This is a genomic window from Frateuria defendens (genome assembly GCF_001182895.1).
In the GTDB taxonomy this organism is placed as follows: domain Bacteria; phylum Pseudomonadota; class Gammaproteobacteria; order Xanthomonadales; family Rhodanobacteraceae; genus Frateuria_B; species Frateuria_B defendens.
The window spans coordinates 56399-66987 of the sequence record NZ_LFQR01000049.1; the positions used below are offsets into that span (position 1 = coordinate 56399).

The 10589-nt window shown below is 69.8% G+C and carries 7 protein-coding genes; 2 read left to right on the plus strand and 5 right to left on the minus strand.

All coding sequences use genetic code 11. The features are described 5' to 3' along the window. Positions 1–418: 418 nt before the first annotated feature. Entirely contained in the window at positions 419–1564 is a 1146-nt protein-coding gene (locus ACH65_RS08485; protein WP_053096222.1) for an RICIN domain-containing protein, read from the minus strand. Positions 1565–2018: 454 nt separating this feature from the next. On the opposite strand from ACH65_RS08485, the gene ACH65_RS08490 reads away from it, so the two are divergent. Further along, positions 2019–3884 (plus strand): beta-galactosidase, encoded by a 1866-nt coding sequence (locus ACH65_RS08490; protein WP_049622153.1) that lies wholly within the window; start codon positions 2019–2021, stop codon positions 3882–3884. Positions 3885–3923: 39 nt separating this feature from the next. Here ACH65_RS08490 and ACH65_RS08495 read toward each other — a convergent pair whose 3' ends face one another. The 3 genes from ACH65_RS08495 to ACH65_RS08505 all read right to left on the minus strand — a co-directional run bounded on the left by ACH65_RS08495 (position 3924) and on the right by ACH65_RS08505 (position 7283). After that, positions 3924–5531, minus strand: coding sequence for a carboxyl transferase domain-containing protein (locus tag ACH65_RS08495; RefSeq protein WP_049622154.1), 1608 nt, complete (start codon positions 5529–5531; stop codon positions 3924–3926). Between the two features lie 146 nt (positions 5532–5677). Continuing rightward, a complete protein-coding gene (locus tag ACH65_RS08500) occupies positions 5678–5932 on the minus strand; it encodes a hypothetical protein (protein WP_425478275.1) in 255 nt (84 codons plus the stop codon). A gap of 166 nt (positions 5933–6098) precedes the next feature. Next, entirely contained in the window at positions 6099–7283 is a 1185-nt protein-coding gene (locus tag ACH65_RS08505) for an acetyl-CoA C-acyltransferase (RefSeq protein ID WP_049622155.1), read from the minus strand. 198 nt (positions 7284–7481) lie between these two features. Here ACH65_RS08505 and ACH65_RS08510 point away from each other — a divergent pair, with 198 nt between their 5' ends. Beyond that, the gene (locus ACH65_RS08510; RefSeq protein WP_049622156.1) at positions 7482–10325 is read left to right on the plus strand and encodes a S8 family serine peptidase; all 2844 of its coding nucleotides are present in this window, start codon (positions 7482–7484) and stop codon (positions 10323–10325) included. Positions 10326–10373: 48 nt separating this feature from the next. On the opposite strand, the gene ACH65_RS20790 is transcribed toward ACH65_RS08510, so the two are convergent. Then, the coding region (locus ACH65_RS20790) for a hypothetical protein (protein WP_237561476.1) at positions 10374–10589 on the minus strand (216 nt) is incomplete at its 5' end.

The window sequence follows — 10589 nt, forward strand, 5'->3', positions numbered from 1 at the left end:
GCGGGGGCCGCGTCGCGCGGCAGGATGCCGCCGACTGGAAAAGAGGCGACGTCGGTTCGGTTCGCACGTCGAGAAGCACATCAAGCGAAGCCACGCCTCACACTCGCCGCGATGGCGCAGGAATGCGTGGAGATGGGAAGGCCACCCGAGAGCGATCCGTCCCGGATGACTGCGTTACGCGAGGGGCTCGTGCTGATCATCGGGGCGACGTATCGCCCTGCGTGGCCATGTCGTTCCCCAGGTACTGGATGGTCGGCCACGGCTTCGCCTGGATGGAGAACGGCCGGCGCCCGGGGGCGAGCCACGGGCGCCGGTTCACCATCACCGCCGTTTGTGTGCCAGGCCTTCCCGGGCGCCTGACCGGGTGATGCCGGACAGGCTCCACGGTACGTCCTCGCCCCATCGATGCCTGGTGGCTTCAAGAGCCCAAGGCATGGCCGCCCGGCCGGGCCGGCGCGTTCGCCTTGGCCTCATCGGGCTCGGGCAGTTGCCATCGTTGTTCCGCGCCGGCCGCGCATGTCTCGGTGGTCAGCGGGTCACCCGGGCCGTGTGCGGCGAGGCACAGGCCCGACCAATCGCTGCGCAGCTGCGCGCCGGCATAACTCCAGCGCTGGCTGGTGCCGTTGTTGCAGGTGCGCACGTCCACCAGCGTTCCCGGTTTCGTGCCATTACCGCTGAGGTCCAGGCAGAGGTTGTTCTGCAGGCGCAGCGTGTGGTCCACGGCGTAGACCCAGGCCTGGCCCCGGCTGCCGTCGCAGGCGGAGGCGACGGCGGGGGTACCACTGGCGGCGCCGCCCTTGCCCGCAAGGCAGGCGGTGGGCCGGATGCCGCCGGTCACGGCGCCGCGGAGGCTGTTGCCGATGGCATTGGCATGCAGGCTGCCTTGCAGCGGCAGGTTGGCGGCGGTCAGCACCTGGCTGAAGGCGGGGCAGGACTTCGACACGTGGGTGGAGGAGATCGAGGCCACCGCGCGGCCGCCGTCGGCGCGCGGCAGGTCAAAGCGCGCGCTGGAGTAGGGCTGGTCGTAGCAGGAGGCGTCGGGCGCGTTCCACTCGAAGTATTCGGTCCAGTTGACCATGCCCGAGGGCGAGATCCGGGCCGAGGTGGCGAGGACGCTGCCGAGCTTGAAGGAGGTGCCGTCGGAGAGGTCGCTGACGGTCACGCCGAACCACCGCCCGCCTTCGTTGGCGACGTGGAAGCGGTAGGTGTGGCCTTGTTTCCACGCATGCGCCATGCGGCAGCTCTCGCCCACGCCTTCGCCGCCGAACTTGAGGCAGTAGCTGCCGGGGCTGCCGGGCTTGGCGTCGGTGGCGTTCCACACCGAGAACAGGAACATGCGGTCGTCGCCGCCATTGCTCTGCATGCCGGTGTAGGCACCGCCCGAGCCGATGAAGTTGAACTGGTTGCTCCAGAAGATGCCGGCCCGGTAGCCGGGGTCGGTGGTGACGGTGATGCCGAAGTCCACCGACTCGAAACCGGCGTCGGCGCCATGGTCGAAGCGATAGCTGGTGTAGCTGCCGGGCGTGTCGGAGGCCCAGGCGAAGCCAGGGAGCAGGGCGAGCATCAGGAGTAGGGGGCGGTGCCGTCTACGTTCCACGTGATTGGTCTCTCGATGATGGAGTGCCCTGAGGGCATGGGATGGCGAGGTGCGGTGGCTGAGCCAGGCGAGGGCACGGCTGGCGGCCACCCAGCGAGGCGAAACGCCCGGAAGGCGATTGCCTCGCCAATACATTGGTGGTTTCGTATTCGTTCTATTTTTGCTTCGTTTCTTGAAATCGAATGTAAACGAAAACATTGGGCGTGCACAACGTTGGCCTAACGCTAAGGCCGTTGTGATCGACTTCTTTGCTTGCCGCGGGCCGGCGGATGGCATGGCCACGAACTTTGGCTTCCGGGTAATCAAAAGTATTCGACAGATAACGAAACCATGAGCTACGCTCTGATGAGGCAAGGCCCTCGCTGGCACCAGACATGGCGAGAGATCGGCCAGGCCAGTCATTCACACTCGGGGGGCTTCGATGCAACGCAGGACTCTTCTGAAACTGAGCGTACTGGGCGTGGCCGGCTCGCTGGCCGGCGGCCTCCCGCTGGAAGCCGCGCCGACCGCGGGGTCGCACGAGCCCGCACCCGACGGCAAGCCCCACCGCTTCGCACTCGGCCGCCAGCAGTTCCTGCTGGACGAGCGCCCGTTCCAGGTCCGCAGCGGCGAGATGCACCCCATCCGCATCCCGCCGATGTACTGGCGCCACCGCATCCGCATGGCGAAGGCGATGGGGCTAAACACCATCGCCATCTACATCATATGGAACACGCTGGAATCGGAGCCGGGCGTGTTCGACCTGAGCACCGGTGCGCGCGACTTCGTGCGCTTCATCGAGCTGTGTGCGGAGGAGGGCATGTGGGTGTACCTGCGGCCCGGCCCCTACGTCTGCGCGGAGTGGGATTTCGGCGGCCTGCCGGCCTATCTGCTGCGCGACCCGCACGTGCGCGTGCGCGACAAGGACGACGTGCGCTACATGGACGCCGTGCGGCGCTACCTCGACGCCATCGCGCCCCGCATCGCGCCGCTGATGGCCGGGCGCGGCGGGCCAGTGCTGATGTTGCAGGTGGAGAACGAATACGCCTCCTTCGGCAAGGACCTTAGCTACCTGCAGCAGCTGCAGGCGCTGTGGCGCGAGCGCGGCATCGACGGGCCGTTCTCGATCTCCGACGGCCTCGCCCAGATCCGCGACGCCAAGACCTATTTGCCGGGCACCGCCCTGGGCCTGGATGGCGACACCGATTTCGCGACCGCCCAGGCCATCGCGGGCGAGATGCCGGTGTGGGTGGGCGAGGGCTACCCGGGTTGGCTCACGCATTGGGGCGATGCCCGTTTCCAGCGCGAGGACTACGCCTCCACCCTGGCGCAACTGCTGGCCGCGGGGCATTCGTTCAACCTCTACGTGGTGCACGGCGGCAGCAATTTCGGTTTCGGTGCGGGAGCCAACGCCAACCGTGACGGCGGCAACTTCGAGCCGGTGATCACCAGCTACGACTACGGCGCGCCGATCGACGAGCGCGGCGCGCCCACCGCCGACTACCATCGCTTCCGCGCGATGATCGGCAAGACCCTGAAGCGGCCGCTGCCGGCCGTGCCGGCGACGCCGGAGGCGGCGGGTTTCGAGCCGGTGACGCCCGCGCCCTGGGCGTCGCTATGGGATGGCCTGCCGGCGGCCAAGGCCGTGCAGCGGCCGCAGTCCAACGAAGAGCTGTTCGGCCAGAACCAGGGCCTGGTGCTCTACCGCAAGCGCGTGCGCGGCCGCACGCTCGACCTGCGCGGCGTGCATGACTACGCCACCGTGTTCGCCGACGGCCGCTATCTCGACTACGTGTCGCGGGTGCAGAAGCCGGGCCTGCGCACGGCCAGCGACGTGGCCCTGCCCGCCGCGGAGGCCGAGGTGATGCTGGACATCCTGATCGACAGCTTCGGCCACGTCGGTTACGGACCGGCCATCGGCGACCGCAAGGGCCTGGTCGGCGGCGCCCGCCTGGACGGCCGGGAACTGCTCGACTGGGACGTTTTCAGCCTGCCCCTGGACGAGCGACACATGAGCGGCCTTGGGCCGTGGCGGGAGCCGCCCGCCGCGCTGCGGCCCGGGTTGTTCTTCCGCGCCGAACTGGCGCGCGAGGCGCCGGCGGACTGCTACCTGGACATGAGCGCCTGGAACAAGGGCTACGTGTGGGTCAACCGCCGCCTGCTCGGCCGCTACTGGAACCTCGGGCCGCAGCAGCGGCTGTACTGCCCGGCGTCGTGGTGGCAGGGCGGCACCAACGAGATCCTCGTGCTGGACCTGCATCGCACCGAGGCGGCGCCGATCGGCAGCGCGATCACGCTGCATGATTGAGCATTCCGCTGCGGCGGCTCGCCGGCCGCCGGGCGCGGCTCACATGCGGAACACGCCGTAGCGCTGCGGCTCGATCGGTGCGTTGAGCGAGGCGGAGATCGCCAGGCCGAGCACGCGGCGGGTGTCGGCGGGGTCGATCACGCCGTCGTCCCACAGCCGGGCGCTGGCGTAGTACGGGTGGCCCTGGCGCTCGTACTGCTCGCGGATGGGCGCCTTGAAGGCGTCCTCCTCCTCCGCGCTCCAGCTCTTGCCGGCGGCCTCGAGGCCGTCGCGGCGCACGGTGGCCAGCACCGAGGCCGCCTGCTCGCCGCCCATCACGCTGATGCGCGCGTTGGGCCACATCCACAGGAAGCGGGCGCCGTAGGCGCGCCCGCACATGGCGTAGTTGCCGGCGCCGAAGCTGCCGCCGATCACCACGGTGAACTTGGGCACGTGCGAGCAGGCCACCGCGGTGACCATCTTGGCGCCGTCCTTGGCGATGCCGGCGTTCTCGTATTTCTTGCCCACCATGAAGCCGGTGATGTTCTGCAGGAACACCAGCGGCACGTTGCGCTGGTTGCACAGCTCGATGAAGTGGGCGCCCTTGAGCGCGCTCTCGGAGAACAGGATGCCGTTGTTGGCGACGATGCCCACCGGGTAACCGTGGATGTGCGCGAAGCCGGTGACCAGGGTCTTGCCGTAGCGCGCCTTGAACTCGTGGAAGGCCGAGCCGTCGACGAGGCGCGCGATCACCTCGCGCACGTCGAACGGGCGGCGCGTGTCGGTGGGGATCACGCCGTAGAGTTCCTCGGCGGCGTAGAGCGGCTCGGCCGGCGGCTGCACGGCCAGCGGCATGGCCTTCTTGCGGTTGAGGCTGGCGACGATGTCGCGGGCGATGCCGAGTGCGTGGGCGTCGTTCTCGGCGAAGTGGTCGGCCACGCCGGAGACGGACGTATGGACGTCCGCGCCGCCCAGCGCTTCCGCGTCCACCACCTCGCCGGTGGCCGCCTTCACCAGCGGCGGGCCGCCGAGGAAGATGGTGCCCTGCTCGCGCACGATGATGGTCTCGTCGCTCATCGCCGGCACGTAGGCGCCGCCGGCGGTGCACGAGCCCATCACCACCGCGATCTGCGGGATGCCGAGCGCGGACATGCGCGCCTGGTTGTAGAAGATGCGGCCGAAGTGCTCCTTGTCGGGGAACACCTCGTCCTGCAGCGGCAGGAAGGCGCCGCCGGAATCGACCAGGTAGATGCACGGCAGGCGGTTCTCCAGCGCCACTTCCTGCGCGCGCAGGTGCTTCTTCACCGTGACCGGGAAATAGGTGCCGCCTTTCACCGTGGCGTCGTTGGCGACCACCACCACCTCGAGGCCGTGCACGCGGCCGATGCCGGTGATCAGGCCGGCCGCGGGCGCGGCGTCGTCGTACATGCCGTGGGCGGCCAGCGGCGCGAGTTCGAGGAAGGGCGAGCCGGGATCGAGCAGGGCGCGGATGCGCTCGCGCGGCAGCAGCTTGCCCCGCGCGGTGTGCTTCTCGCGGGCCTTGGTGCCGCCGCCTTCGGCCGTGCGCGCCAGCTCGCGCTTGAGATCCTCGACCAGGCCGCGCAACTGCGCGCTGGCGGCCTGGAAGGCGGGCGAGCGGGTATCGATCTGCGAGGCGAGCACGCTCATGGGCGATGATCCACCGTGGGCAAGAGCGGCATGATAGCGGCGAAATATCCGCGTGCGAAAACGCACCGCCGTTCACTATTCCGGCAATAAAAAAACCGGCCGCACGAGGCGGCCGGTTTTTAATTGGCAAACCCAGCGGTAGAGAATTACTTGCCGCTGGTGGAGGCCGGAGCCGGCGCGGTGGAAGCAGGGGCCGCCGAGGTGGAAGCCGGTGCCATGGCGGCGGTCGAGGCCGGGGCCGCGGCGGTTGCCGCGCCGGCAGCCTGCTGCGCCTGATCGGCGGACTGCTGCGCCTGGTCGGCCGACTTCTGGGCGTCCTGCGCGGAATCCTGCGCGCCGTTGCTGCAGGCCGCCAGCAGCGCGACGAGCGCAGAGGCGAGAAGGGTACGCGTGAACTTCATGGTGAATCTCCTTATGCCGTGGAATGCCATGTGGCAATGAAATGCCGGAAGGCGGGCGTATTAATAGCGCTTTCGAAGAACTTGCGCCACCTATTTCACGGCGCGTCTTCAGTACGCATTAAAGACCCGGTTAGGCGGCTTTCAGCGCCATTCGCCCGGAGGCGGTTCAGTCCAGGCGCTCGATCGCCACCGCCGTCGCCTCGCCGCCGCCGATGCACAGCGCGGCCACGCCGCGCTTGAGGCCGCGGGTTTTCAGCGCGTTGAGCAGGGTCACCACCAGGCGCGCGCCGCTGGCGCCGATCGGGTGGCCGAGCGCGCAGGCGCCGCCGTTGACGTTGAGCTTCTCGTGCGGGATGCCCAGTTCGCGCATCGGCGCCATCGCCACCACGGCGAAGGCTTCGTTGACCTCGAACAGGTCCACGTCCTCCACCTTCCAGCCGGCCTTGTCCAGCACCTTGCGCAGCGCGCTCACCGGCGCGGTGGTGAACCACTCCGGCTCCTGCGAGTGGGTGGCGTGGGCCACGATGCGCGCCAGCGGCGCCAGGCCGCGGGCCTCGGCGTCCGCCGCCGAGAGCAGCACCACGGCGGCGGCGCCGTCGGAGATGCTGGAGGAGCTGGCCGCGGTGATGGTGCCGTTCTCCTTGCGGAAGGCGGGCTTCAGGCTCGGGATCTTGGCGATGTCGGCGCGGCCGGGCTGCTCGTCGGTGTCCACCTGCACCTCGCCCTTGCGGGTGCTCACCGTCACCGGCACGATCTCGCCGGCGAAGGCGCCGGACTGCTGCGCGGCCTGGGCGCGGCGCACCGACTCGGCGGCGTAGGCGTCCTGCTCCTCGCGGGTGAAGTGGTACTTGTCGGCGCACAGCTCGCCGAACACGCCCATCGCCTTGCCGTCGTAGGGGTTGGTGAGGCCGTCCCAGGCCATGTGGTCCACCAGCTGGCCGTCGCCGTAGCGCAGGCCGGTGCGCGCCTGCACCATGTGCGGGGCATTGGTCATCGACTCCATGCCGCCGGCCACCACGATCGCGGCCGAGCCGGCGCGGATCAGGTCGTGGCCCAGCATGATCGCCTTCATGCCCGAGCCGCAGACCTTGTTGATGGTGGTGCAGCCGGTGCCCGGCGGCAGGCCGGCGCCGAGCGCCGCCTGGCGCGCCGGGGCCTGGCCGAGGTTGGCGGGCAGCACGCAGCCCATGAGCACCTCGCTCACTTCGCCGGCGGCGACGCCGGCCTGTTCCAGCGCCGCCTGGATGGCGGTGGCGCCGAGCCTGGGGGAGGGCACGCCGGTGAACTGGCCGAGGAAGGAGCCGATGGCGGTGCGCTTGGCACCGGCGATGACGACGCTGACATCCGACATGGGGAAATCTCCGCGAAAGCTAGAGGGGGCTCACTACGATGCCGATCGTCGATTATCGCAGTGGCCCATGGGGAGCGGCAAACTCGACTGCGGCGGGGGATATGAACGTTTTCGCGCGCCGTGCGCCATGGCACCATGGTCGTAAGGAACCGGCGCACGACGTGTGGTCGACGAAGCGGAATCGCAAGGGGAAAACGTATGGAGAAGAACACGTTGTGCCACCGCGAACTGGCGGTGGCCGTAGTGGTGGCGTTCGGCCTGGCCGGCTGCGGCGGCGGTGGTGGCGGCAATGTGCGGCCCACGCCGGTGGTCTCCACGCCCGCTCCGCCGCCGGCGCCCGCGCCCGCGCCAGCTCCCGCCCCGGCGCCCAGTCCGCCGCCGCCGCCACTGGACGCCCAGCTCGCGCTCACCAACGCCTACGCGGCGCAGGCCCAGGGCTACACCGGCGGGGGCGTGACCATCGGCGTGGTGGACAGCGGCATCATGCACACCCATCCCTCGCTGCTCGGGCAGGTGACGCAGGAGCAGATCTACGTCGGCTCCACCAACAACTTTGCCGTCGACGACGTGCTCGGCCACGGCACCTGGGTGTCGGAGGTGGCGGCCGGCAAGCCGTTCGAGCGGTTCGCCGGCGGCATCGCGCCCGGCGCCAGCCTCGTCTCGGCACGCATCCTGAGCGACAAGCCGCCGGCGGACGACGGCTCCGGCCAGGGCAACGCCGTCACCGCCACCGACGCGCAGTTCTTCGGCCAGTACGTCAACGCCGGCATGATCCAGGCCGGCGTCAAGGTGATGAACAACTCCTGGGGCGGCATCTACTGGAACACCGCCGACGCCTCGATCAACCAGGCCTTCGGCGCCGCCTACGATCCGTTCGTGCTGCAGCATGGCGGGCTGGTGGTGTTCGCCGCCGGCAACGATTCGCGCAGCGATCCGAGCGACATCGCGGCGCTGCCCAACGTGGCGCCCGAGCTGCAGAAGGGCTGGCTGGTGGCGGTGGCGCTGGACAGCAACCATCCCACCCAGCTGGCGAGCTACTCCGACGCCTGCGGCAAGGCGATGAACTATTGCCTGGCCGCGCCGGGAGACGTGATCGTCAGCGGCAAGGACGACACCGCGGGCCACGCCAGCTACTACATCGTCGAGGGCACCTCGTTCGCGGCGCCGCAGGTTTCCGGTGCGGCGGCGCTGGTGTGGCAGGCCTACCCGTACTTCAGCAACGACCTGGTGCGCCAGACCCTGCTCGGCACCGCCACCGATCTCGGCACGCCCGGGCCGGACACCACCTTCGGCTACGGCGCGCTCAACGTGGGCAAGGCGGTCAACGGTCCGGCGAAATTCGACTGGGGCGACGTCACGGTGAGCTTCAGCGGCAGCTCCAGTTGGAACAACCCGATCTCCGGCGCGGGCGGCCTGGTCAAGCAGGGCGACGGCACGCTCACGCTGACCCAGGACGCGAGCTACACCGGCCTGACCCAGGTGCAGGGCGGCACCCTGGTCGCCAGGTCGCTGGCCGGCGGCGTCAACATCAGCCAGGGCGCCCAGGTGCAGGCCACGCACGCGATCGGCGGCAGCGTCGTCAGCTACGGCGCCCTCGGCGTGGCCGGCGGCGACGTGGCGGTGGGCGGCAACTACATGCAGATGCCTTCGGGGCGGCTCGCCGTGTCGCTGGGCTCGGCGCTGCACGTGGCCGGCACGGCCACGCTGGGCGGCGGCGACCTGTATGTGACCGGCGCGGACCAGGGCTACGTGGTCAACGCGCACACCAACGTGCTGGTGGCGGACAAGGGCCTCGTTGGCAGCTTCTCGGCGCTCAACCGGGCGCCGGGCGTGCTGCTCACCGCCTCGCTCAACTACGACGCCACCAGCGCCTGGCTCAACGTGCAGCAGGTGCAGGTGACGGCGGTGCAGGGCATGAGCTACACGGCGGCCTCCTACGGCGCGGCCGAGCGGGTGCAGGGCGCGTTCGACCAGATCAACGCGCAGCTGGGCGCGGCGCCGGCGGGCACCACCGCCTCGGCCTCGGCCTCGGGCTTCGTGCAGGCGGCTGGCAGCCTGCAGCACGCGGCCAGCCTGCAGGCGGCGCAGCGTTCGCTGGAGAGCCTCTCCGGCCAGCTGCACGCAGCCAGCGCGGCGATGGCCCTGGAGGCGATCGACGCCGGCACGCGCGCGCTGTCCGACCACATCGACGACCTGCTCGACGCGCCTACCGCGAAGCCCGGCGGCTGGTCGCAGCGCCTGGGCTACCACGGCGGCCTCTCGCGCAGCGGCTACGCCAACGTCGGCATCGACCTCGATGGCTGGATGACCGGCCAGGACCTGCGCCTGGGCGGCAACGGCGTGGCCGGCTTCGCGCTCAGCCAGAGCCAGGGCCTGGGCCGGCTGGCCGAGAGCGCCGACCAGGGTCGCAGCCGCGCGGTGGAAGGCATGCTCTACGGCGGCCTGGTCGGCGAGCGCGGCTACCTGGTCGGGCGCGTGGGCCTGGGCAGCTACTACGAGACCATGCACCGCCAGCTCCAGCTCGGCGCCGCCGGCGCCAGCGTGGGCAGCGACAGCCGCGGCCGTTATGGCGTGGCCTACGCCGAAAGCGGCTACCGCCTGTCGCTCGGCGCCACCCGCTTCACGCCCTACGTGGACCTGCAGTACGCCAACGTGCGCCGCGGCAGTTTCGACGAGGTGGGCGGCGACGGCTTCGGCCTCAAGTCGGGCGCGCAGACGGTCGAACGCTGGCAGGCCGGCGCGGGCCTGCGCGCCGAGCGCAACTGGTCGTTCGCCGGCGGCGGCAGCCTGCGCCTGGAAGGGCGGCTGGCCTGGCAGCGCGCGTTCGCCATGCGCGGCGAGACCGCCGAGGCGAGCTTCACCGGCGTCGACCAGTGGGCGCCGCTGGGCGGCGTGGGTCTATCGCGCTATGGCGGCACGGCGGGGCTCACGCTGGCCTGGAATGCCAGCGTGCGTTCGTCGCTGCAGTTCGGTTTGGACCAAAGCTTTGCCCAGCGTGGGCACGGGCGGATGGCGACGGTGGATTACCGGTTGAGTTTCTGAGAGCGAGGCGGTTGGCTAGGTGAGGCCGCGATAGTGGTCTAGTTAGTGTCAGCGGCTGTTTCGGTTGTTGTTTTGGATCTGGTTTGTTTGCTCTTGCTTCATGGAGCAGTTCACGGTTTTTGCTGCCGGTGTTCGTGGGGGGAAGGCGTGTTGTGTTGTTGAGCCCAAGTTTGTGTTGTTGAAGTTCAATGGCGAACTGGCCGGCCTTTGGCCGGGGTTTCGCTCCCCTGCCGGGGAGCGAGTTACTTTCTCTTGCTTGTCCAA